The 23,163-nt window shown below is 72.4% G+C and carries 22 protein-coding genes; 11 read left to right on the forward strand and 11 right to left on the reverse strand.

The window, feature by feature from the left end:
• Nucleotides 1-39: 39 nt before the first annotated feature.
• The gene (locus DJ010_RS11875; protein WP_158283008.1) at nt 40-585 is read left to right on the forward strand and encodes a TIGR03086 family metal-binding protein; all 546 of its coding nucleotides are present in this window, start codon (nt 40-42) and stop codon (nt 583-585) included.
• Nucleotides 586-595: 10 nt separating this feature from the next.
• Nucleotides 596-1,834 carry a low temperature requirement protein A gene (locus DJ010_RS11880; protein WP_245927479.1) on the forward strand — a complete coding sequence of 413 codons (1,239 nt, stop codon included), beginning with the start codon at nt 596-598 and terminating at the stop codon, nt 1,832-1,834.
• Here the strand turns inward: DJ010_RS11880 and DJ010_RS11885 are convergent.
• From DJ010_RS11885 to DJ010_RS11905, 5 genes are all read right to left on the reverse strand, one after another.
• Entirely contained in the window at nt 1,823-3,175 is a 1,353-nt protein-coding gene (locus DJ010_RS11885; RefSeq protein WP_109693970.1) for an MFS transporter, read from the reverse strand. The two genes, DJ010_RS11880 and DJ010_RS11885, sit on opposite strands and share 12 nt — an antisense overlap.
• A complete protein-coding gene (locus tag DJ010_RS11890; RefSeq protein ID WP_109693972.1) occupies nt 3,172-4,212 on the reverse strand; it encodes a zinc-binding dehydrogenase in 1,041 nt (346 codons plus the stop codon). The genes DJ010_RS11885 and DJ010_RS11890 overlap by 4 nt, the downstream gene beginning before the upstream one ends.
• A 642-nt stretch (nt 4,213-4,854) precedes the next feature.
• On the reverse strand, nt 4,855-5,853 hold the full coding sequence (locus tag DJ010_RS11895) for a DUF2332 domain-containing protein (protein ID WP_109693974.1): 999 nt from the start codon (nt 5,851-5,853) through the stop codon (nt 4,855-4,857).
• A gap of 27 nt (nt 5,854-5,880) precedes the next feature.
• The gene (locus DJ010_RS11900) at nt 5,881-7,335 is read right to left on the reverse strand and encodes an NAD-dependent succinate-semialdehyde dehydrogenase (protein ID WP_109693976.1); all 1,455 of its coding nucleotides are present in this window, start codon (nt 7,333-7,335) and stop codon (nt 5,881-5,883) included.
• A 192-nt stretch (nt 7,336-7,527) separates the two neighbouring features.
• Entirely contained in the window at nt 7,528-9,441 is a 1,914-nt protein-coding gene (locus DJ010_RS11905; RefSeq protein ID WP_211318763.1) for a penicillin-binding transpeptidase domain-containing protein, read from the reverse strand.
• 90 nt (nt 9,442-9,531) lie between these two features.
• Between DJ010_RS11905 and DJ010_RS11910 the strand changes: the two genes are divergently transcribed.
• Nucleotides 9,532-10,068, forward strand: coding sequence for a SigE family RNA polymerase sigma factor (locus DJ010_RS11910; protein ID WP_245927481.1), 537 nt, complete (start codon nt 9,532-9,534; stop codon nt 10,066-10,068).
• A complete protein-coding gene (locus tag DJ010_RS11915; protein ID WP_109693980.1) occupies nt 10,065-11,354 on the forward strand; it encodes a hypothetical protein in 1,290 nt (429 codons plus the stop codon). Before DJ010_RS11910 ends, DJ010_RS11915 begins: the two co-directional genes overlap by 4 nt.
• 3 nt (nt 11,355-11,357) lie before the next feature.
• Here DJ010_RS11915 and DJ010_RS11920 read toward each other — a convergent pair whose 3' ends face one another.
• Both DJ010_RS11920 and DJ010_RS11925 read right to left on the reverse strand, forming a co-directional pair.
• Nucleotides 11,358-12,170 carry an SGNH/GDSL hydrolase family protein gene (locus DJ010_RS11920; protein WP_109693982.1) on the reverse strand — a complete coding sequence of 271 codons (813 nt, stop codon included), beginning with the start codon at nt 12,168-12,170 and terminating at the stop codon, nt 11,358-11,360.
• A gap of 63 nt (nt 12,171-12,233) precedes the next feature.
• Nucleotides 12,234-12,731, reverse strand: coding sequence for a MerR family transcriptional regulator (locus tag DJ010_RS11925; RefSeq protein WP_109693984.1), 498 nt, complete (start codon nt 12,729-12,731; stop codon nt 12,234-12,236).
• Nucleotides 12,732-12,776: 45 nt separating this feature from the next.
• Here DJ010_RS11925 and DJ010_RS11930 point away from each other — a divergent pair, with 45 nt between their 5' ends.
• The 5 genes from DJ010_RS11930 (at nt 12,777) to DJ010_RS11950 (ending at nt 16,868) form a co-directional block, all read left to right on the forward strand.
• Nucleotides 12,777-13,721, forward strand: coding sequence for an NAD(P)/FAD-dependent oxidoreductase (locus DJ010_RS11930; RefSeq protein WP_211318764.1), 945 nt, complete (start codon nt 12,777-12,779; stop codon nt 13,719-13,721).
• A 91-nt stretch (nt 13,722-13,812) separates the two neighbouring features.
• Entirely contained in the window at nt 13,813-14,241 is a 429-nt protein-coding gene (locus DJ010_RS11935) for a hypothetical protein (RefSeq protein ID WP_109693988.1), read from the forward strand.
• 15 nt (nt 14,242-14,256) lie between these two features.
• Nucleotides 14,257-14,922 carry a TetR/AcrR family transcriptional regulator gene (locus tag DJ010_RS11940; protein WP_109693990.1) on the forward strand — a complete coding sequence of 222 codons (666 nt, stop codon included), beginning with the start codon at nt 14,257-14,259 and terminating at the stop codon, nt 14,920-14,922.
• A gap of 9 nt (nt 14,923-14,931) precedes the next feature.
• Nucleotides 14,932-15,588, forward strand: coding sequence for an Abi-alpha family protein (locus tag DJ010_RS11945; protein ID WP_109693992.1), 657 nt, complete (start codon nt 14,932-14,934; stop codon nt 15,586-15,588).
• Nucleotides 15,585-16,868, forward strand: coding sequence for a hypothetical protein (locus DJ010_RS11950; protein ID WP_245927482.1), 1,284 nt, complete (start codon nt 15,585-15,587; stop codon nt 16,866-16,868). The genes DJ010_RS11945 and DJ010_RS11950 overlap by 4 nt, the downstream gene beginning before the upstream one ends.
• A 3-nt stretch (nt 16,869-16,871) precedes the next feature.
• Here the strand turns inward: DJ010_RS11950 and DJ010_RS11955 are convergent, their stop codons facing one another.
• Complete coding sequence (locus tag DJ010_RS11955; RefSeq protein ID WP_109693994.1) at nt 16,872-17,459, reverse strand: aggregation-promoting factor C-terminal-like domain-containing protein; 588 nt, start codon at nt 17,457-17,459, stop codon at nt 16,872-16,874.
• Between the two features lie 73 nt (nt 17,460-17,532).
• On the opposite strand from DJ010_RS11955, the gene DJ010_RS11960 reads away from it, so the two are divergent.
• On the forward strand, nt 17,533-18,132 hold the full coding sequence (locus tag DJ010_RS11960) for a YczE/YyaS/YitT family protein (RefSeq protein ID WP_109693996.1): 600 nt from the start codon (nt 17,533-17,535) through the stop codon (nt 18,130-18,132).
• A gap of 220 nt (nt 18,133-18,352) precedes the next feature.
• Here the strand turns inward: DJ010_RS11960 and DJ010_RS11965 are convergent, their stop codons facing one another.
• Nucleotides 18,353-20,068, reverse strand: a complete 1,716-nt coding sequence (locus tag DJ010_RS11965; RefSeq protein ID WP_109693998.1) for a DEAD/DEAH box helicase — start codon at nt 20,066-20,068, stop codon at nt 18,353-18,355.
• A 58-nt stretch (nt 20,069-20,126) separates the two neighbouring features.
• Nucleotides 20,127-20,615, reverse strand: coding sequence for a MarR family winged helix-turn-helix transcriptional regulator (locus DJ010_RS11970; RefSeq protein ID WP_109694000.1), 489 nt, complete (start codon nt 20,613-20,615; stop codon nt 20,127-20,129).
• Between the two features lie 59 nt (nt 20,616-20,674).
• Here DJ010_RS11970 and DJ010_RS11975 point away from each other — a divergent pair, with 59 nt between their 5' ends.
• Nucleotides 20,675-21,046: a cupin domain-containing protein gene (locus tag DJ010_RS11975; protein ID WP_109694002.1), complete on the forward strand. Its 372-nt coding sequence runs from the start codon at nt 20,675-20,677 to the stop codon at nt 21,044-21,046.
• Between the two features lie 24 nt (nt 21,047-21,070).
• Here DJ010_RS11975 and DJ010_RS11980 read toward each other — a convergent pair whose 3' ends face one another.
• Nucleotides 21,071-23,140: an MMPL family transporter gene (locus DJ010_RS11980; RefSeq protein ID WP_109694004.1), complete on the reverse strand. Its 2,070-nt coding sequence runs from the start codon at nt 23,138-23,140 to the stop codon at nt 21,071-21,073.
• Nucleotides 23,141-23,163: the final 23 nt, after the last annotated feature.

Below are 23,163 nucleotides of genomic sequence, written 5' to 3' on the forward strand. Positions count from 1 at the left end.
TCCGCACTCCCCGGTCCCCCCTCCGCACCGGACCCGGGGGTGGAGCTCCTCGAGCGCGCGCTCGCCTACACCCGCAGCACGCTCGCGACCGTGACGCCCGCCCACCTCCACCTCCCGACACCCTGTGAGCGCTGGGACCTCGGCGACCTGCTCGGCCACATGGAGGACTCCCTCGACGCGTTCGCCGAGGGAGCGCACGGCACCATCGACCTCCACAGCGCCGCACCGGCGCCGGTCGGCGAGCGGATCCGGTCGCTCCAGGTCAAGGCGTGCGACCTGCTCGGCGCCTGGGCCGGCGCGACCACGCCGACCGTCGCGGTCGGCGGCCGGCCGATGCCGGTGCGCACCATCGCCCGGCTCGCGGCCGTCGAGATCGCGGTGCACGGCTGGGACGTCGGGCGTACGACGGGCGCGGACCTCCCGGTCGCCGCGGACCTCGCCGACGCGCTGATGCCGACCGCCCTCGCCCTCGCGCTCGAGCAGCACGGCGAGTTCGGTCCACCCGTGCCGGTCCCCGCCGACGCCGGCCCGGAGCGGCGGATGCTCGCGTTGCTGGGGCGGCGCGCGGCGTCGTACCGCTCCTAGACTCGGGCCCATGCCCGACGTCCCGTCCCTGCGGCACCGCACCCGGCCGATGTCCGGCCGTGACCCTCACGAGGAGCACCGCGCGGCGACCACCCTCGAGCTGCTCTTCGACCTCACGTTCGTCGTGGCGTTCGGCACGGCGGCCAACGAGCTCGCCCACGCACTCGCCGAGGACCACGTCGGCGCCGGCATCGTCGGCTTCGCGTTCGCGACGTTCGCGATCTCGTGGGCCTGGATCAACTTCACCTGGTTCGCCTCCGCCTACGACACCGACGACTGGCTGTTCCGGCTGACGACGATGGTGCAGATGGTCGGGGTCCTGGTGTTCGCCCTCGGCCTGCCCGCGATGTTCGAGTCGATCCACCACGGCGACACCCTCGACAACGACGTGATGGTGTGGGGCTACGTCGTGATGCGAGCCGGCCTGCTGTTCCAGTGGTGGCGCGCCACGCGCAGCGACCCCGACCGCCGCAGCACGCACGCGCTCTACATGGGCAGCCTGCTCGTGTCGCAGGTGATGTGGTGCTTCTTCGCCCTCGTCGACCTCCCGGTGACGACGACGTTCCTCCTCGTGTGCATCCCGCTGGTGATCGAGGTGGCAGCGCCGGTCATCGCCGAACGGCGCCTCGCGACGCCGTGGCACCCGCACCACATCGCGGAGCGCTACGGGCTGATGGTGATCATCGCCCTCGGCGAGGGGCTGATCGGCACGATGGCGACGTTGACCGCCCTGGCCGAGCACGGCATCGACCTCGACGTCGCGCTGCTGGCGGCCGCCGGCACCGCGCTGACGTTCGGCATGTGGTGGACCTACTTCTCGATCCCCCACGGTGAGATCCTGCACGCGCGTCCGGACCGTTCGTTCGGCTGGGGCTACGGCCACATGGTCCTGTTCGGCGCGATCGTCGCGGTGGGGGCGGGCGTGCACGTGGCGGCGTACTTCCTCGCCCACGAGTCGCACATCGGCCTCGTCGGCACGGTGCTCACCGTCGCGGTCCCGCTCGGCTTCTACCTGGTGGCGCTCTACGTCTTCTACGCCGTCGTCAGCCGCTCGATCGACCCCTTCCACGTGCTCCTCGTCGTCGGCACGATCGCACTGCTGGTCGTTCCCGTCGTCATGGCCGCCGGCGACGTCGAGCTGACCTGGTGCCTGCTGGTGCTCTCGCTCGCGCCGTGGGTCACCGTCATCGGCTACGAGGCCCACGGCTACCGCCACAACGCCGAGATCCTCGCGGCCCTAGCGGACTGACGCCTCCGGCTCTGCCTGCGGTGCGTCCCGCAACGGGTTCGCGAGCTCGTCGGCCGGCAGCTTGGCCAGCCACACCGCGAGCACGGCTGCGACCACCGGCACCACGGCAGCGATGGTGAACGTCGCCTCGACGCCGATCCAGCTCGCCACCGGACCGGCCAGCGCCAGCGACACCGGCATCAGGCTGATCGAGACGAAGAAGTCGAGCGACGCGACGCGTCCGAGCAGGTGGGGCGGCACCCGGCGCTGCAGCAGGGTCCCCCAGATCACCATCGGCGCGGAGAACAGCACGCCGGACAGGAAGGCCATCGCGACGATCACCCAGATGTGGCCCGCGATGCCCATGACGAAGAAGGGCAGGCAGGCCAGCCCCCACATCAGGTTCATCCAGGTGAGGTAACGACGCGGCATCTGCAGCGAGGCCATGACCATCGAGCCGACCGCACCGCCGATGCCGAAGGCCGCGAGCACGGCTGCGTGGTCACCGGGACCGCCGTCCAGCTTGTCCTTGACCAGGAACGGGATGAGCACCTCGAGGGGGCCCATCATCACCAGGAGCATCACCGAGGCGAACAGCAGCGTGGCGAGGAGCCAGGGCGTCCGGACCATGTAGGCGAAGCCCTCGCGCATGTCGGCGAGCACCGAGGCGGGAGCCGCCTCCTCCTCGTCGTCGACGGACGCCCGGCGGACGGCGGTGAGCGGCACCGCCGTCAGCGCGATGATGCCCAGCACGTGGAAGGCGGCGGCCAGCCCGAGCGCAGCGGACGTCGAGACCGCGCCGACGACGATGCCGGCCAGCGCGGGCCCGAGCGCCTGGCCGACCGTCGGTCGCACCATGCCCTCGAACCCGTTGACCGCCATCAGGTCCTCCTCGGGCACCAGCGCGGGCAGCCAGGCGGAGTAGGCGGGGTAGTAGAACGCCATGGCCGCACCGGTCGCGAACGACACCACGGCCAGGTGCCAGACCTCGGTCCGGTCGGTCCACGACAACAGGGCGACGATCGCCATACCCGTGGTCTCGACCGCCGCGACGACGAGCAGGATCAGCTTCTGCGGCACCCGGTCGGCGACCACGCCACCGAGGAGCGCGGGGAGCAGCACGCCGACGGCTCCCGCCGTCGACACCACCGACAGCTGGCCGGCGCCGCCACCGATCCGGATGACCTCCCAGACCAGCGCCACCACCCAGACACCGCCGGCGAAGGCGCCCAGCACGAGCGCGATGCCGAGTCGCCGGTAGGCGGAGTGCCGGAACGGCGTGAGCGCGCGCGGCAGCCGACGCGGCGAGGGCGGCTGCGGGCTCTCGGGCGCGGGTGCGGGCGTGGTCAGCTGATCGGTCATGGGGTCTCCTGAAGAACAGTCTGACGGTCAGGACCGACAGTGCCTACCGGATTCATCGCCGGCTCCAGCACCACCTTCCCGAGCGCCCGGCGGCCCTCGAGGTCGGCGTGCGCGCGGGCCGCCTCGGCGAGCGGGTACGACGTCACCAGCGGTCGCCAGCGTCCCGCCGCCACCCGCTCGATCGCCCGGAACGCGAGCCCCGGGATCCCGCCCGGCAGCGCCGCCATCCGCGGCCCCAGCGACCACCCCGCGGAGATCCCCCGCTCGACCAGGTCGCTGGTCGTGAGCTGTGTCGGCGAGCCTGCCGAGTACCCGAACATCACCAGCCGCCCGCCGGGCCGGAGCAGCTCCAGCGCGGTCCGACCCACGGCACCGCCGACGCCGTCGTAGACCAGCGTGACGCCGTCGGGACCGTCGTACGACGCCCGCACCTGCCGCTGCCAGTCCGGCTCTCCGTAGTCGACGACCAGGTGGGCGCCGAGGTCGGCGAGCTTCGCGACCCGCTCCGCCCCGCGCGCGGCCACGACCACCTGGGCCCCGGCCTCGAGCGCGGACTGGGCGAGCAGCCACCCGAGCCCGCCGGCGGCCGACGGCACCAGCACGACGTCGTCAGCAGTGGGCGGCTCGAGCTCGACCACGCCGAGCGCCGTCCGACCGGTGCCGACGGCCGCGATCGCGTCGGGCAGCGAGATCGACGCGGGCACCTCGTAGACCAGGTCGACGTCGCAGACCGCCTGCTCGGCGTACCCGCCCGGCACCGGCCCCAGGTGCGCCACCACCCGCCGACCGACCCACCCCTCGTGCACGCCCGGCCCCACCCGGTCGACGACCCCCGCGACCTCGCGCCCCGGGATCGTCGGCAGCGCCGGCGCCGGGATCGGCCCCGGCTCCCCGCGCCGGAGCGTGGTGTCGAGGAGGTGGACGCCGGCTGCCGCCACCGCGATCCGCACCTGCCCGGCCCCGGGCTCCAGGTCCGGCAGCTCGTCGAGGACGAGGTTCTCCGCGGGTCCGAGCTCGTGCAACCTGATCGCTCTCATGAGGATCAGTGGACAAGTTCAAGTCCGCTTGAAGTCAAGCCGCTGCGCGGGGCTTGGTGGGTTGCGCCGGTCGGTGTGTGTCGGGCGTGGACTGCCCGGGTCGGGCCGGCGCGGGGCGTGGGCCCCGGTCGGCTTCAAAGCCGGGCCTTTTCCGCCGGCCAGATCAACCAGGGCCCGGCCGCCCGAGTCACGCGCAACGCCGGCCGGGCACGCCGAGGCCGACGAGCCCGCCTTCGGAGCCGGCGGGGCCCGGACTCGCCCACCGGGGCCCACGCCCCGCACCGGCCAGGGGAGGGCAGGCCACGCCCGCGCCACACCCGGCTCCACGACGGGGTGGACGTGGTTTCGATGTGCCACGTGGCCGGTCACCGGCGAGCACGACAGGTGGGAACCCACCCACCCCGAGGGGTCGGTCGTGCTCGCCGGGCGGTGGGGCCGGGAGGTCCAGGTCAAGCGGGAGGGTCGCGCCGGCGGGGCGTGGATGGGTCTGGCTGCGGCGCCCAGCACCGCGGGAGCGAAGCGACCGCGCTGCTGGGGGACGGATGTGGTTGCCCCGCCGGCGCGAGCCCTCCCGCGCAGGCCGAGGACCTACCGGCACCACCGCCCCACCCGCACGACCCACCCATCAAGCCCCGCGCAGCGTCACTCCCACCAGTGCAGCGTCCGCCCGTGCCCGTGGGTGTGGCCGAGCGAGACGCCGTCGAGCCCGAGGACGAACTGCCCGCTCGGCGGAGGCGGTCCGGTGGCGGTGACGGTCGGGAGGACGTGCCGCCCCTCGTTGCTGATCCATCGGCACCGGCCGGCGGAGACCAAGCCGCGGACGAGCTCGTCGTAGCGGTCGCGGGCGGCGTCGTCGAGGTAGGCGATGACGGCGGAGTGGAAGACGATCACGAGGCCGTCGGGACCCACCGCCGCCGCGGCCTCGTCGACCACGCCCGGCAGCAGGTCGAGGAGATCGCCCTGGTGGAGGGTGGGCGGGTCGGCGCGGGCGACCTCGATCGCCCGGGCGAGCTGGGCGCGACGGTCGTCGTGCTCGGGCCAGACGAGCGTGAGCAGCCAGGACAGGTCGGCCTCGGAGCGGACGTCGAGCGGGTTGAGGTCGATGCCGCCGCGCCAGCGGACGTCCGGCAGCTCGGCGGGCAACGGGGCTGGGCCGGTGACGGCGCAGGTCAGGGTCGGCGCGGCCGGGTCGGGCGCGAGCCGGCGGACGCCGTCCGCGGTCGACCACTCATAGCTCCACCGGTCCGGGAAGAGGCAGATCCCGGCGCTCGCGCCGGCCTCGAGCAGCGCGACCGGGCGCCCCTCGGCCGCGAGGACGATCGCCGGCAGCAGCGTCGCCATCCGGCCGGCCTCGTTGGTCTGGGTGGCACGGTCGAGGATCGTCGCGCGGATCGAGCCGTCGTCGGCGAGGAGCGCCGACCGGAGCGCGTCGTACGGCGCCGGCGCAGGGACGCCGTGCCAGCGCGCGGCCGCGAACACCAAGTTCGGCTGCTGCTTCACGTCCGGGAGCGTGGCCAGCCACTCGTGCGCCGCTGGGTCGTGGGCGACGCCGAGCGCCCAGTCCTCGAAGCACGGCGAGTCGTCGGCGGCGTAGGTCGCGAACTCGGCGTACTTCTCCGCGATCGCTCCCCGCACCTTCATGGCGTGAGTGTGGCAGCAGCGGCGCGGTCAGCCGCCGGGCAGGGCGACGTACGTCGTGTCGAGGTACTCCTCGATGCCCTCGAAGCCTCCCTCGCGGCCGAACCCGCTGGCCTTCACGCCGCCGAACGGTGCTGCGGGGTTGGAGACCAGGCCGGAGTTGACGCCGACCATGCCGAAGGCCAGCGACTCCGCCATCCGGATGGTGCGGCCGAGGTCGCGGGTGTAGACGTACGCCGTCAGCCCGTACTCCGACTCGTTGGCGCGCGTCACCGCCTCCTCCTCGGAGGTGAACGTCGTGATCGGCGCGACCGGGCCGAAGATCTCCTCGCGGTTGACGTCGGCGTCGGGTGGCACGTCGGCGAGGACGGTCGGGCTGAAGAAGTAGCCGGGACCGTCGGGGGCGGTGCCACCGGTCACGACCCGGGCGCCGGCCGAGACCGCCTGGTCGACGAGGGCGGTGACGCTCTCGACCGCCTTCTCGTCGATGAGCGGGCCGACGTCGACGCCGTCGTCCTGCCCCCGGCCGAGCGTGAGCGCGCCCATCCGCTCGGCCAGCTTCGCGGCGAACTCCTCGGCGACCGACTCCTCGACGAGGAACCGGTTGGCGGCCGTGCAGGCCTCGCCCATGTTGCGCATCTTGGCGATCATCGCGCCGTCCACGGCGGCGTCGACGTCGGCGTCGCCGAACACCAGGAACGGGGCGTTGCCGCCGAGCTCCATGCTGACCCGCTGGAGCTGGTCGGCCGCCTGGCGCACCAGGCCCTTGCCGACCTCGGTCGACCCGGTGAAGCTCAGCTTCCGCAGCCGCGGGTCGGCGATCAGCGCCTCACCGACCTTGCTCGAGCTGGTGGTGGTGACGACGTTGAGGACGCCGTCCGGCAGGCCGGCCTCGGTCAGGATGTCCGCGAGCAGCAGCATCGTGAGCGGCGTCTGCGACGCGGGCTTGACGACCATCGTGCAGCCCGCGGCGACGGCGGGGCCGATCTTGCGGGTGCCCATCGCGAGCGGGAAGTTCCACGGCGTGATGAAGAAGCACGGGCCGACCGGCTTCTTGATCGTGAGCAGCCGGGTGTTCCCGGTCGGCGCCTTCATCCACCGGCCGTGGATGCGCACGGCCTCCTCGGAGAACCAGCGGAGGAACTCGGCGCCGTACGTCACCTCGCCCTTGGCCTCCGTGATCGTCTTGCCCATCTCCAGGCTCATCAGCCGGGCAACCTCGTCGGCCCGGCCGGTGACCATCTCGAAACCGCGGCGCAGGATCTCGCCGCGCTCCCGGGGATCGGTGCCCGCCCACTCGTCCTGCGCGGCGACGGCGGCGTCGAGCGCGGCCCGGGCGTCGTCGACGGTGCCGTCGGCGACGTCGGCCAGGACCGAGCCGTCGGCCGGGTCGAGGACGTCGAAGCGCCCGCCCTCCGACGCGGCGCGCCACTGGCCTCCGATGAACAGCTGACGACGGTCCGCGGGCAGGGTCTCGGTGCTCATGGGGCCACTGTGGCACCGGGCTGGGAATTCTGTCTCCGGCGCCCCCTCGGTGGCGTCAATCTTCTCCGGTTTCGTGCCACATCGGGAAACGACAGGTAGGCTCGTCGCGTCGTCTCGGAGGGAGCACTCTACGATGCGACCGAGCCCCGGCCGCTGACCCCATGCAGCCCCGGGGCTCGCTTGATTTTCGACCTACCCCGCAGCGCGGAGGAACTCCTCGAGCAGCGGCCCGGCGGTGCGGGAGCCGGACTCGCCGAGGCCGACGAACACGGCGACCGCGAGGTCGCCCTGGGCGGCGACCATCCAGGCATGGGTCTGGATGCTGCCGTCCTCGGCGGCGAACTCCGCCGTGCCGGTCTTCGCGATGACCGGCGGTCCGGGCACGTCGGCGAGCTGCGAGCCGCTGCCGCCGGTGACGACGCCGCGCGCCATCTCCCTGAGCTGCTGCGCCTCCTCGTCCGTCAGCGCCGTGTGGTCGTGGGGCGCGACCTCGTAGTCCGCGATGAGGGTGGGTACGACGAGAGCCCCCTCCTGCACGGACGCGATGACCGTGGCCATCGTCATCGGCGAGGCGAGGATGGTGCCCTGGCCGATCAGGTCGGCGGCGGCCTCGGTCTCGCTGGCGGGCGGCTCGACGCTGCCGAAGTAGGCGGGGAAGCCCAGGTCGTGGTCGACACCGAAGCCGAGGCTGGCGGCAGCCGCGGCGAGGTCGGAGTCGCCGAGCTCGTCCCGCGCGCCGATGAACGCCGTGTTGCACGACTGCGCGAGGGCGGTGCGCAGGGGGATGTCGCCGGTGGCCGAGCTCGGGTAGTCGCTGTAGTTGCCGAACTCCTTGCCGTCGACGGTCAGCGTCGACGGGCAGCTGACGGTGCTGTCGGGGTCCAGCCCGGCGCGCAGCAGGGCCAGGCTGCTGACGAGCTTGAAGGTCGACCCGGGCGGGAACTGCCCGTAGGTCGCGAAGTTCTGACCGCCGGTGCCCGGCCCGTTGGCGGCGGCGAGGATCGCCCCGTCGCTCGGCCGGATCGCGACGATCGCGCTGGCCGGGCCGACGCCGGCGAGCACCCGCTCGGCCTCCTGCTGCAGATGCCGGTCGAGGGTCAGCTCGAGCGGCTCGCCGTCGACGGTGTCGACGCGGAACAACTCTCGCCCGGCCTCGGCCTCGGTCTCCGAGACGGCCTCGACGACCCGCCCGGGCGTGCCACCGAGCCGCTCGTCGTACCGTGCCTGGAGGCCGCTGACGCCGGCGATGTCACCGACCCGGTAGCGGTCGGGGTCCTCCTCGATCATCTCCGCGGTGACCGGCCCGACCCGGCCGAGGATCGGCGCCGCGAACTCCCGTGTCGGTGCCAGCGCGATCTCGTCGGCGAGGGCGATCGCCCCGTCGATGTCCTCGTACGACGACAGCACGGCCGGCGGCACCTCGTCCTCGCGGAACGAGATGGCCTCGACGAAGGCGCGGTCGCCGGAGGCCCGCACGGCCTTGACGTACGGCGCCACGTCGACGCCGACCAGCTGCGCCAGTGCTCGCGCCGACTCGGCTGCCGCGGGCAGGTCGACGCGCACCCGGTCGATGCCGAACCGCAGCACCGGTCGTTCGGTCACCAGGACCTGGCCCTCGGCTCCGATGATGTCCCCGCGGTCGGCCGGGGCGGTGGTGGCGTCGAGGACCTCGTCCTCCTCGAGGCTCGGCTCGACGAGCCCCGGCGTCCACACCGGCTGCCAGCCGTCGGCGTCGCGCAGCTCGACCGCCGTCTCGTAGGTCCAGGGCTCGGCGTCCTCGACGACCGGCCACGACCAGGCCAACGTCGCCGTCGCGGTGTCCCCGTCGACCTCGACGTCGTCGGCGGTCACGGCGGGCGTGATCCCCGCCATGCCGTCGACGATCTCCTCGTAGCGGGCGCCGGCACCGTCCCCGCCCTTGAACCAACGCACGTCTGCCAGCGTCTCGGGGTCCGTGAGACCCGCCGTCAGGTCGGCGAGCACGGCGGTCACCGCATCGGTCGAGCCGCCGCCGTCGCCGTCGTCGTCGCCACTGCACCCGGCCAGGCCGGCGAGCGCGAGCACGCCGACCGCCGTACCGACCGACGCTGCCGAGATCCGTCGCATGCGAAGGTTCTACCAGCCGGTCGGAATTCTTCTCGGGCGACGCAGGCAACCGATCCCGCGGGCTCGACGGTCCCACCGGACATGACGACGATGACCGCTGAACGGGGGAGCCGGGTGTCCGATCGTGCCGACTTCGACGAGTTCGTCGGGTCGCGGTCGCAGGCCCTCCTCCGCACGGCCTACCTGCTGACGCGGGACCACGCGCTCGCCGAGGACCTCCTCCAGACCGCGCTCAGCAAGGCATGGTTCTCCTGGTCGCGGATCGAGTCCCGCCCGGAGCCCTACGTGCGGAAGATCCTCGTGAACACCTATGCCAGCTGGTGGCGGCGGAGGTGGAACGGCGAGCGGCCCAGCCACGACCTGCCGGACTCCCCGGTCCGGGACGACGCGACGGCCACCGCCGCGGAGCGGCACGACCTGGCGGCGGCGATCGGCCGGCTGCCGAAGCGGCAGCGGGCGGTCGTCGTGCTCCGGTACTTCGAGGACCTGTCCGAGGCCGAGACCGCCGCCACCCTCGGGTGCAGCACGGGGACCGTCAAGAGCCAGCTGAGCAAGGCACTGGGCAAGCTGCGGATCGACCCCGCACTGGCCGAGGAGCGGAACGAGCAGACGGGAGAGCTGCGATGAACACGATCGACGACCTCAGGGCCGCGCTCGCCGCCGACGCGGCCACGGTCGCCCACGACGAGCACCCGGCCCGCGCCGCCGGGGTCCAGGGCAGGATCCGGACCCGCCGCCGGCGGCGGCAGGCGGGGCTCGCCGCCGCGGCGGCCGCGGTCGCCGCGGTCGTGGGGTTCGGCGTGCTGCCCGCGCTGGACGACGGTCCGGCCCCGAACGACGAGCTCGAGGTCGCCGGCCACGTCGTCCCTCGGGAGGTCCGGATCCTCGACTTCCCCTACCGGTTCGAGACCAGCGCTGAGTCCGAGCCGGGCGAGGGCCACGTGGAGCTCGACCTCCCTGCCTCCGGAGCCGCCCGCGCCGTCACGGTCGCGGTCGACGACCTGCCGCCGGGCTCGACCGCTGCCCTGCGGCTGGACGGCGTGCTGCTGGCGCGGGTGGTCGGACCGAGTCGTCTCGACGACCCGTTCCCCATCGGCGATGACGGGACGCTCACCCTCACCGTCACCGGCGGCTCGGGAGACACCCGGGTCGGCCTCGCGACGTACGAACGCACGGCAGACCTGGCCCCCGGCCTCGCGGACACGAGCGGCACCGTCGTGTTCCGCGACCGGGTGGCCGGCAAGCCCCGCCTCGGCGCCGTGTTCGCCCGCCCTGGCGCGGCCGAGGCGTCGTTCACGGTGACGGGCCGGCTGACGGACATCGACGTGGCGCGACACTGCGACAGCAACGGGGCGCCGGGGGTCTACTTCGTGATGTCGATCGATGACGGCGCGACCGAGTCCGGGCGCTGCCGCGACGTCGACGACGAGGACCCCGCCGGGGGCGGCTACGTGTCGAGCGGTGGGACCGAGAGCGGCCGGCACGAGGTCCGGATCTGGACGACCGACCGGCTGTACGGCGAGGAGGTCGTCGCCTTCCCCGGCACCGTCCTCGGCGCCGCTGCCTACGGCTCGTCCGCGGGCACGGTCGTGCGCGGGGCCGAGGTCCCGGAGGTGATCGAGCGCGACGGTCGACTGTGGCAGCTCGAGGACGCGGTCGGCCGGCGTCACCGTCTCGACGACCTCGACGGTCCGCGGGTGCTCGGCATGGTGCCGGGACCGGACGGGGCGTGGCTCGAGATCAGGGAGGACCTCGGGCCGGTCCGGACGAGCGACGGTCTCGCCGGTGGCGCCGGTGCTCATGCGATCAACGACGTGGTCTGGCCGGGTCGCTCGTACGAGCTGTCGTTGGTCGACGTCGACGGCGACCCGGCCGCGGGCGCGATCCTGGTCTATCGCCCGATGCAGGGGTGAGGGTCAGCCGACCAGCAGCGGGCTGACGATCGGCGTGTAGCCGGACGACTGCCCGGCCCGGTTGGGGTGGTAGCTCTCGCTGATCGGGTTCGACAGGCCGTTGAGCCACTCGACGTCGTCGCACACCGCGTGCCCGATGAAGCGGCTGGTGGGGTTGGCGAACTTGAAGCCGCGGGCCGACGCGGCGGCCGACAGCTTCGCGTTGAGCAGGTCGGCGGTCTGGTTGAGCCGGGTCTCCTCGGCCGGGGAGAAGAACGTCGCCGCGTTGCAGTCCTCGCCCTGGAACAGCCGCGGGTAGCCGGTCACGACGACGACGGCGCCCGGCGCGCGCGACCGGATCGCGGCATAGAGCGTGCTCAGCCGCCCCGGCAGCGTGTTGTTGATGAACGACTGGGCGGTGTTGATCTTGCCGTCGCAGTTGGACATCCAGCCCGGCAGCGCGCACTCGGTGATCACGCTGGAGAACCCGGCGTCGTTGCCACCGACGGAGATCGTGACGTACCGCGTCGTCGAGCTGAGCGCGCTCAGCTGGCTGTTGGTGACGGTCGAGGTCGTCGCTCCCGAGCACGCCTGGAAGCTCAGCGAGTAGCCACGCTGCTGGGCCACCAGGTAGGGGTAGGCGTACGTCGAGCGCTGGCAGCTCGAGCCGTCGCTGATGTAGGAGCGGGTGCCCACGCCGGAGGCGTAGGAGTCGCCGAGCGCGACGTACGACGGGCCGGCGGCGTGTGCTGCCGGGGCCTGGAGGGTGAGTGCGAGCAGGGCCGCGAGGACCGACAGGATCGCGGCCGGCAGCAGCCGGGAGCGGGATGCAGGCATGGATGACCTTTCGCCGAGACGACGACCCGGGGTACGGGCCGTACCAGATGTGACGCAGGTCACTCAAGCACGGGAGCGCCCCCGTTGACCAGGGTCAGCGACGGGGTGCTGCCGGGGGTGCTCCGTCGCGTGCCGTTGCGGGTGCAGCCCGCGCCGGGTGCCGGCGACCAGGTCGGCCACGTGCGACCGGAAGTTCGGGCAGTTCGCGACGTCGTGCGCCCGGCACTCCAACGCGTGCTGGGTCAGGTGGCGGGAGCGCTCCATCTCCGCCATCCGCGCCTCGAGGTCGGCGAGGTGGTCGATGAGGATCTTGTGACGGCCCTCGGCCTCGGAGTCGAGCAGCGAGCGGATCTGCTCGAGGCTCATGCCGGCCGCCTTGCTGGAGACGATCGCCGCGACCCGATAGGCGTCGTCCTCGCGGTAGCGGCGCCGGCCCGCGGCGTCCCGCTCGGGCGCGAGCAGGCCCATCGACTCCCAGTGCCGCAGCACGTGGGTCGGCAGCTCGAAGCGGTCGGCGAGCTCGCCCACCGTCCAGCGGATCTCGGCACGACTTGACTTCATGTTGACATTAAGTCGCACGCTGCTGACCAGCGCAAGTGTTCACACATGAGAGGACAGCAGATGAACGAGACGTACGACGTCGCCGTGGTCGGCGCCGGTGCGGCCGGACTGCAGGCCGCCCAGACCCTGGGCCGGATGAACCGCCCGACGGTGGTCCTGGGCACCGACCGCTACCGCAACGACCCGGCGACCGCCATGCACAACTTCCTCGGCCACGACGGCACCCCGCCCGCCGAGCTCCGCACCGCCGCCCGCGCCGACCTCGAGCACTACGCGTCGGTCGACCTCGTCGAGGCCGAGGTCACGACGATCGAGGCGACCGACCACGGGTTCACCCTCCACACCAGCGTCGGCGACGTCGCCGTACGCCGGGTGGTGCTGGCGATGGGCGTTGCCGACACGCTGCCGGACGTGCCGGGGCTCGCGGACCTGTGGGGCGACCTGGTGGCGCACTGCCCCTACTGCCACGGCCACGAGTTCACCGGCCAGCACGTGGGGCTCCTGGGCGCCGACGCGAGCCTGCCGCTGCGAGCGGCGATGCTCGAGCGGATCGCGAGCCACCGGGTGGTGCTCACCGACGGCGTCGAGCTCGACGCCGACGTCGCCGACACCCTGAAGCGCATGGGCGTCGAGGTGCGCACCGAGCCCGTCACCGGCGTCGGGCCCGCAGGGGGCAGCCTCGAGGTCCTCCTCGACGGCGCCGCGCCGGTCCCGCTCGGCGGGCTGTTCGTGCACACCACCTGGGCGCCCACCGCTCCGTTCGCCGAGCAGCTCGGCCTCGACCGCTCACCGGTCGGCGCGATCATCGTCGACGCGCTCGGCCGCACCAGCCGCCCGGGCGTGTACGCCGCCGGCGACATCGCCCAGCAGGCGGGACTGCCGATGCCGATGGCCGCCGTCCTCGTCGCTGCGGCCGCCGGGATGGCCGCCGCCGCCTCGGCGGACCGCGAGCTGGCGGCGGAGGACAACGGGATCGCGCTGCCGATGTGAACCGCTGCCGCGCCAAGGTTTGAACGTGTTCAAAAGTGGGGTACTGTGAGCCAAGCCAGTATTTGAACACGTTCAACTTCGGGAGGCGCACATGAACTGGACCCTCGCCCACCACCTGCTCTACCTCGTCGTCTGCGTGCCGGTCATCGTCGCGGTCGGCCGCACCCTGGCCCGAAACGGCCAGGTGTTCCTGACCGACGTCTTCAGCGACCCCGCGGTGGCGACCGCGACCAACCGGCTCCTGGTCGTCGGCTTCTACCTGCTCAACGCCGGGTTCGTGCTGCTCTACCTGCGCGCCGGCGATGGGGTCGGGACCGCCGAGGCGCTCGTGGAGTCGCTCAGCCTCAAGGTCGGGGTGGTGCTGCTGGTCCTCGGTCTGCTCCACGTGGTCAACGTGAAGGCGTTCTCGGCCATCCGCCGCCGGCACGTGGTGGACACCCAGCGGACGCGGGCCTACGAGACCCAGCTCGAGGCCTGGGCGGCGGCCCAGCACCGGACCGGCACCGCCGGCAGGGGCTGATCTAGGTTGGCGGTCGTGAGCAAGTCCGAGCAGACCCGCGCCGCCATCGTCGCGGCGGCGACGAAGCTGTTCCGGACCGGCGGCTACGACGCCACCACCATGCGCGCCGTGGCCAAGGAGGCCGGGGTCTCGGTGGGCAACGCCTACTACTACTTCGGGTCCAAGGAGCACCTCGTCCTCGCGTTCTACGACGAGATCTTCGCCGCCCACCTCGAGGGCTGCGAGGGTGTGCTCGCCACCGAGCAGGCCTTCGTCCCTCGGCTGACTGGCGTGCTCGAGGTCTGGCTCGACGTGGCCGAGTCGTCACACGAGTTCGCCGGCAAGTTCTTCAAGCACGCCGCCGAGCCGACCAGCCCGCTCTCGGTGTTCTCCCCGGAGTCGGCGCCGACGCGCGAGGCAGCCATCGCACTGATGCGCCGGGTCGTCGACGGCTCGGACCTCAAGGTCGCACCCGCCCTGCGCCAGGAGCTGCCGCTGCTGCTGTGGCTGGTGCAGATGGGGATGGTCCTGTTCTGGGTGTACGACGACAGCTCGGGCCGCACCCGCACCCGCCAGCTGGTGCGCCAGGCGGTCCCGATCCTCGACAAGCTCCTGCGCGCGACCCGCATCCCCGGCGTACGCGGCATCGCCGACGACGTCGTCACCCTCGTCCGGTCCCTCGTGTCCGGTCCCGGTCGGTAGCGTTCGGCCATGGCCTCCCTCCTCGACCCCTTCGGCCTGGTGCCGCGGACCGTCGCGGCGGCCAAGGTCGGCCTGAAGGTCGCAGGACTCGCCGAGCAGCAGGCGATGAGGCTGCTCAGCTCCCGGCTTCCCGCGCCGCAGCGCGCTCCGCTCGAGCTGGAGGGACCGCGGCCGTCCGCGAGCCTCGACCAGAAGATGCGCAGCCTGCTGGACCGCGCGCTCGACCAGAGCACGGACGGCGGCCAGGCCGAGCTGTTCCACCACATCATCGACCAGCTGGTGCCCGACGAGGCGCGTGTCATCAGCGCGCTGTCCGACGGCTCGGCCTCGCCGCTCGTCACCGTCCGCGCCCGTACGGCGACCGGCGGGCCCGGGCGGGTGATCCTGGCCAACGCCTCCCTGGTCGGGCGGACGGCCAACCTCGCGCTGCCGGCGATGACGCCGACGTACGTCTCCCACCTGCTCTCCCTCGGCCTGCTCGAGCGCGGCCCGGAGGACCCCTCGATGAAGCAGGACTACGAGATCCTGATGGCGGAGACCTACGTGCTGAAGGCGATCAAGGCGGGCAGCCGTGGCCCGCTGTCGGCTCGGGTCGACAAGCGCACCGTGCGCGTGACCGCCCTCGGTCGGTCGCTCTGGGAGGCGGCCACCGGGGGCCGGCTGTGACTGCGGGCCTCGCGCCCGCGCTGCTTCCCCTGATCCAGACCTGGTCGGAGATCAAGGACGACTTCTCGGTCAACTGGCTGGTCTACGTCTCGATGCCGTTCGTGGCCGCGTTCGTCGGCTGGAGCACGAAGATCGTCGCCCTCGAGATGCTCTACCGCCCCGTCGAGTACAAGGGGATCGGCCCGTTCGGCTGGCAGGGCATCGTGCCGCGCCGGGCCGGCAAGGTCGCCGCGACGACCATCGAGCTGCTCACCACCAACCTGCTCAAGCCCGAGGAGCTGCTCGACCGGATCGACCCGGACGAGGTGCTCGAGAACCTGCGCGAGCCGCTCGTCGCCGCGATCGCCGAGATCACCGAGGAGCTGGCCGAGCAGATCCGGCCGGGGCTCTGGGCGTCGCTGCCCGAGGCCGGCCGCCGCGCGATCCAGGCCCGCATCGTCAGCCAGGCGCCGCGGGTCGGCGAGCGGCTGCTGCGGGAGATGAAGGCCGACCTCAACCGGTACGTCGACATCCAGTTCCTCGCCGTCACGACGCTGATCCGCAACAAGGACAAGCTCAACGACCTGATGCGGTCCCTCAGCACCGACGCGATGGCGTTCGTACGGCGCAGCGGCATCTACTTCGGGCTCGGGATCGGCCTCGTGCAGCTGGTTGCCTGGGCGCTCTTCAAGAACCCGTGGATCATGCCCGCGTTCGGGTTCGGCGTCGGGTTCATCAGCGACTACATCGCGCTCAACATGCTCTTCCGCCCGATCCGGCCCCGGCGGTACTTCGGCCTCTTCACGTTCCAGGGCCTGCTCCACGCCCAGCGCGACAAGATCACCCGGGACTACGCGAAGATCCTGGCCGAGGACCTGTTCTCCCCCGAGAACCTCTTCGAGGGCATCCTCAACGGCCCCGGCGCGGACAAGCTCTACGCGCTGATCGCCAAGGAGGTGCACGCCGCCATCGACGCCCAGGCCGGCGTCGCGACTCCGCTGGTCTCGCTGGCCGTCGGCAGTGCCCGCTACCGCGCGATGAAGGACTCCGCCGCGCGGCTCATCATCGAGCGGCTGCCCGAGACCCTCGCCGATGCGCAGGACTACACGATGAGCGTCATCGACCTCGAGGGGACGATCGTCGACAAGATGGGCCAGCTCGACAACGAGCAGTACGAGTCGATCCTCCGTCCGGTCTTCAAGGACGACGAGCCGCTGATGATCGCCGTCGGCGCGATCCTCGGTGGCGTGGTCGGCGAGATCCAGGTGCTGGTCATCGAGAACTTCTCGCACCACCCGTAGGGCTCAGTACCAGCCGGTGCGCTCGCTGTGGGCCCAGGCCTGCTCCGGCGTGCCGTACCGCGCGGCGATGTAGGCCAGGCCCCAGCGGATCTGGGTCTCGGGGTTGGTGCGCCAGTCGTCACCGACCACCGCCATCTTGCTGCCCGGCAGCGACTGCGGGATGCCGTAGGCGCTCGAGGTGGGGTTGTCGGCGAGGTGGTTCCAGCCGGACTCGCGGTGCCAGAGGGCGTCGAGGTACTGCCACTGCTCCTCGGCGAAGCCGAAGTCGAGCATCAGCTGATAGCCGAGCGCGCGATTGGTGCCGGGGTCGATGTCGACCGGGGTGGGCGTGGGCGGGGCGGTGTAGTTCTGCGCGATCCGCTCCGCGGCGCGGCGGAGCTGCTCGAGGATCACCGCGTCCGGCACCTCGAACCGGGCGCCGCCCTCGGCGGCCGCAGGCTTCGTGGTCTTCCCCGGTTTGTCCGGACGCTGCCCCGGCTCGGTCGGGGAGGTCCTCGCGGTCGGCTCCCCGGCTCCCCTGCCCTCGGGATCCGCCGGGTCGGCGGGCTCGGCGCAGCCGGCGAGCACGCCGGCCAGGAATGCCGACGCCACGACCAGACTTCTACCCCCCATGGCGAGCATTGTGTCCGATCGCGGTCGGCGTCCTTCGTGGAAGGGTGGCCCGGTGACCTGGGTACGACGTTCCGTCCTGCTGCTCGGCGGCTGCATCGTGCTCGGCATCGGCGTCGGCCTGCTGCTCACCGCCGACCTGGGGTCCGACGGCTACTCCACGCTGGTGAACGGGATCTCGCTGTCCTCGGGCATGACGTTCTGGCTCGCCAACCTGATCGTGGGCGTCGCGTTCGTCGCCACGGCGGCGGCGCGCAAGGTCTATCCCGGCATCGGCACGATCGTGCAGGTGGTGCTCGTCGGTGCGACCGTGGCCCTCACCCTCGAGGTGCTGAGCACCCCCGACAGCCTGGCCGCCCGGATCGGCTTCCTGGTTGTCGCGTTCCCCGTCCTCGCACTCGGCATCGCTGCCTACCTCGGCAGCCGCACCGGCGCCGGGCCGGCCGAAGCGGCCGGTCTCGCCTGGGACCCGCCGGTGCCGTTCAAGTGGAGCTACAGCGCCGTGCAGGGCGGCGGCGCGCTCGTCGGCTGGCTGCTCGGCGCCACCGTCGGCGCCGGCACCCTCGCCGTCATCCTGCTGCTCGGCCCGCTCGTCGACCTCACCGCACGACTGCTGCACCTCGACGTGCACCAAGCCCGACAAGACGCGAGCTGACCGCCGACCCGGCTCAAACTCACACCTCAGGGGCGCCGACCCGGCTCAAACTCGCGCCTCAAAGGCGCCGACCCGGCTCGAACTCACGGCCCAGAGGGCCGACCCGGCGCGAGTTTGCGACGGCTCGGCGGGATCTGGATGCGAGTTTGCGACGGCTCGGCGGGGTCTGAGTGCGAGTTTGCGACGGCTCGGCGGGATCTGAGCGCGAGTTTGCGACGGGTCAGTCGCGGGGCTTGCGCTTGCCGCCCTTGTTCGGCGGACCGTAGTCGCGCTGGAGCTCGATCAGCTTGCCGCTGATGCGGGTCTCCTTGAGCTTCTCCCAGACCGGCCCCGGCAGCTTGGCCGGGAGCTCGACGAGCGAGTAGTCGGGGCGGATCGTGATCCGGCCGAAGTCGTTGCGGCCGAGGCCGCCCTCGTTGGCGAGGGCGCCGACGATCTGGCGGGGCTCGACGCGGTGCCGCTTGCCCACCGCGATCTTGTACGACGCCATCGGCTTGTCGCTGCGCTGGCGCGGCCCGCGGTCGGGGCGGCCCCGGTCGGCACCGTCGCGGCCGCCGCGGTCGTCGTAGTCGCGGCGCGGACGCTGCGGCTCCTCCTCGAGCACCAGGGGCGTGTCGCCCTGGAGCACGATCGCGAGCGCCGCGGCGACGTCGGCCTCGGGGACGTCGTGGTTCTTGACGTAGTGGCCGATGACGTCGCGGAAGAACCCGATCTGCGGCGACTCCAGCGCCTCGGTGATCTTGTCGTCGAAGCGGGCGAGGCGGGTGGCGTTGACGTCGTCGACGCTCGGCAGCTGCATCTGCTCGAGCGGCTGGCGGGTCGCCTTCTCGATGTGCTTGAGCAGGTAACGCTCGCGCGGGGTGACGAACGAGATCGCGTCGCCGCTCCGGCCGGCCCGGCCGGTGCGGCCGATGCGGTGCACGTAGGACTCGGTGTCGGTGGGGATGTCGTAGTTGACGACGTGGGTGATCCGCTCGACGTCGAGGCCGCGGGCCGCCACGTCGGTCGCGACCAGGATGTCGAGCTTGCCGTCCTTGAGCTGGTTGACGGTGCGCTCGCGCACGGCCTGGGGGACGTCGCCGTTGATGGCCGCGGCACCGAAGCCGCGGGCGCGGAGCTTCTCGGCGAGGGTCTCGGTCTCGTTCTTCGTGCGGACGAAGACGATCATCCCCTCGAAGTTCTCGACCTCCAGGATGCGGGTGAGGGCGTCGACCTTCTGCGGGTAGCTGCAGATCAGGTAGCGCTGCTTGATGTTCTCCGCGGTGCGGGTCTTGCGCTCGATCGAGATCTCGACCGGGTCCTTGAGGTACTTCTTCGACAGGGCGCGGATCTGCTTCGGCATGGTGGCCGAGAACAGGGCGACCTGCTTGGTGTCCGGGGTGTCGGCGAGGATCGTCTCGACGTCCTCGGCGAAGCCCATGTTGAGCATCTCGTCGGCCTCGTCGAGCACGAGGTACTTCAGCTCGGTGAGGTCGAGGGTGCCCTTGTCGAGGTGGTCCATGATCCGGCCCGGGGTGCCGACGACGATGTGCACGCCGCGGCGCAGCGCGGACAGCTGCACGCCGTACCCCTGGCCGCCGTAGACCGGCAGGACGTGCACGCCGCGGGTGGTGGCGGCGTACTTCTCGAAGGCCTCGCAGACCTGGAGCGCGAGCTCACGGGTGGGTGCGAGGACGAGGGCCTGCGGCGACTTCTGGGAGATGTCGAGACGGTCGAGGATCGGGAGCGCGAACGCGGCCGTCTTGCCGGTGCCGGTCTGCGCGAGGCCCATCACGTCGCGGCCCTCGAGGAGGTGCGGGATGGTCTGCGCCTGGATCGCCGACGGCTCCTCGTAGCCCACCTCGGACAGCGCCTTGAGCACCTTGGAGCCGAGGCCGAGGTCGGCGAAGTCGGTCACCGGTGCGGGGGCGGACTGGTCGGGTGCTACGTCGTTCACCCGACAACGGTAGTCGCCGCGGCGCGCGATTGCGCATTTGTGAGCGCGGTGCGCCCCGTCACAGGTAGAGGGCGCGGAGCTCGCGGTCGAGCCCCCCGGGTGCTGCCTCGGCCATGTCCGAGAGCACGGCACGGAACCCGTCGATCGCGGCCGCCCCGTGCCGCCGGCGCATCCGCGTCTCGAACGCGCGGTGGAACGCCCGCGCCGCGTCGATCGCCTTCCGACCGCGCGGGCTCAGGTCGACCAGGCGGGCGCGGGCGTCATCCGGGTCGGGACGGCGTACGACGTAGCCGCGGCGCTCCATGTCCTCGATGATCTGCGCGGTCCCCTGGGGCGTGATCTCCAGCAGCGCGGACAGCTCGCTGACCTTGCGCGGGCTGCTGTTCAGCACCCGCATCACGACCCCGTCGGAGCGGCCGAGATCGTCGAACCCCTGCTCGGCCATCGCGACGTGCAGCTGCCGGACGAAGCCCTGGTAGGCGACCAGCACCAGGATGCCGAGGTCGGACCCTGCGTCCTTCCCGCGAGGTTGCTCAGCGGTCGCCACTCCTGCATGATAGCCAAGTCACCTTACACAAGTGTACTTGTCTATCTGAGGAGCAAACCATGAAGATCACCCGATCCGCCGCCGCCCCCACCTTCGAGCTTCCCGGCATCCGCTTCACCTCGCTCGCCTCGCCGGCTCTCGGGTCCGTCGAGACCTGCGTGTGGCAGGTGACCGTCGACGCCGACGTGGCCGGCGACCCGCACACGCTCGACCACGACGAGGTCTTCGTCGTGCTCGACGGCAGCGTCCGGCTCGCGCCCGATGGCCCCGACCTCACCGCGGGTGACGCCGCGATCGTGCCGGCGGGCGAGCCGATCCGGCTCGCCAACACCGGCGGGCGGCCAGCCCGGCTCCAGGTCGCGATCCGCGCCGGCTTCTCCGCGACGATGGCCGACGGCACCACCGTCGGGACGCCGCCCTGGGCCGCCTGACCGGCAGCGAACCAGCGGTGTCGGTCAGGACCGGCGGACGCGCAGCAACCGTGCGAGCGGGGACGGCAGCGTCCAGTTCGCTTCGCCGAGCACGGCGACCAGCGCCGGCGCGAGGAGACCGCGCACCACGACCGCGTCGAGCAGGATGCCGAGAGCCAGCGTGGTCGCGAGGATCTTCACGTCGATCGACGGCACTGTCGCCAGCGCCACGAACGACAGGAAGAGGATCAGTGCCGCCGACGTGACCAGCCGTCCGGTGTGGGCGATGCCGTCGACGACGGCGTCGTCGGTGCGGCCGTGGTCGTCGTACGCCTCGCGCATCCGGGACAGGATGAAGACCTCGTAGTCCATCGACAGCCCGAAGAGGAACGCGAACGCCGCGATCGGCACCCAGGCGGTGACCGCGCCGGTCGCCTCCTGCCCGAACAGCAGGTCCGAGCCGTAGCCGTCCTGCCAGATCAGCACGGTGATGCCGTAGGCCGCGGCGATCGAGATGACGTTGAGCACCAGCGCCTTGACCGGCAGCCACAGCGAGCGGAGGGCGTGTGCCAGCAGCAGGAACGTCACGACGACGACGGCGAGGACGACCCAGATGATGTTGCCGTAGACCGCTCCGACGAAGTCGACGTCCTCCGCCGCGGTGCCGCCCACCGCGTCGGCGTCGGGGGCGGCGTCGCGCACCCGGTCCAGCGCCGCGCGGCCGTCCTCGGACGCCGGGTCCTCGGCCAGGTAGACCTGCACCAGCCGTTGGTCGCCGACCTGCCAGCCGTCGCCCTCGGGGGCGACGGCGCCGGCGACCCCGTCGATCCCCGCCAGCTCCTCGGCCGCGTCGCGGGCCTCCCCGTCGCCGTCGGCCGGCACGACCACGTCGACCGGACGTACGACGCCGACCGGCACCCCGGCGTCGACGGCGGCCGTGAGCGACCGGGACTCGGGTGAGGACGACGAGACACCGGTCAGCTGTGGCGAGCCGAGGCTCAGCCCGAGCACCGGCAGCGCCAGCAGCACCAGCACCACCGAGGTGAGCGCGATCGTCGGCCAGCGCCGGTGGACGACGCCCTTCGCGACCCGGGTCCAGAACGGCGAGCGGGCCCTGGCGCGGGTGCCGCGCGGCCAGAGCAGCTTCGGTCCGAACGCGCTCAGCAGCGCCGGCACCAGCGTGAGCACGGTCGCCACGCTGAACAGCGGGATCAGCAGCCCGCCGAAGCCGATGCTGCGCAGGAACGGGAGTGGCACCAGGACGAGGGCGGCGAGCGAGACCGCGACGGTGACGCCGCTGAAGAGCACGCTGTGGCCGGCGGTCGCCATCGCCGTCCGCACGGCCTGGTCGTTCTCCGCCCCGTCGGCCAGCTCCTCCCGCCACCGCGTCACCAGCAGCAGCGAGTAGTCGATCGCGACGCCGAGGCCGATGAGGGCGACGAGGTACTGCACGACGAAGACCACGTCGGTGAGGCCGGTCAGGCCCAGCAGGGCGAGGAAGGTGCCGAGGATCGCGACGGCCGCGACGAGGAGCGGCACCCCGGCGAGCAGGGATCCGAACACCAGCACCAGCACCAGCAGCGCCCCGCCGCCACCGAGCAGGACCTCGGCGAGCACGCCGCGGTCGCCGGAGGACTCCCCGCCCTCGGTCAGCAGCTCGAACCCGGTCAGCCGCACCTGCGGCCCGTCGCCGGCACCGTTCTCCAGCACCTTCTCGATCGCGGGTACCGCGGCGGCGTACGGCTCCTGCCCGGGCGTCACCCGCGGGTAGACGACGGCGACCGCGGTGTCGTCGGCGGCGAGGAAGTCGGCCTGGTCGGGCGTGACGACGCGGGCGCCCTCAGCGGTCCGGACGACCTGCTCGGCCGCTCGGGTCACGGCTGCCGCCGCGCCGTCGCCCTGCGCGGTCAGCAGCAGCGGGTCCTCGCCGCCGTTGCCGGTCTCGGCGAGGATGTCCTGGTTGGTCTCGTAGGCCGGCTGGTCGGGCAGTGCGAACTCGTAGCCGAGCCGGTCGGTCGTCGTCGGCGCGGTCACGGCGCCGCCGACGGCGATCGCCATCCAGAAGAGCGCGATCAGGAGCCGGTGTCCCAGCACCCAGTCGGCGAGCCGCGTCATGGACCGACCGTACGGGGACGCGC

Origin of the sequence: Nocardioides silvaticus (assembly GCF_003160695.1) — a bacterium.
In the GTDB taxonomy this organism is placed as follows: Bacteria; Actinomycetota; Actinomycetes; order Propionibacteriales; family Nocardioidaceae; genus Nocardioides; species Nocardioides silvaticus.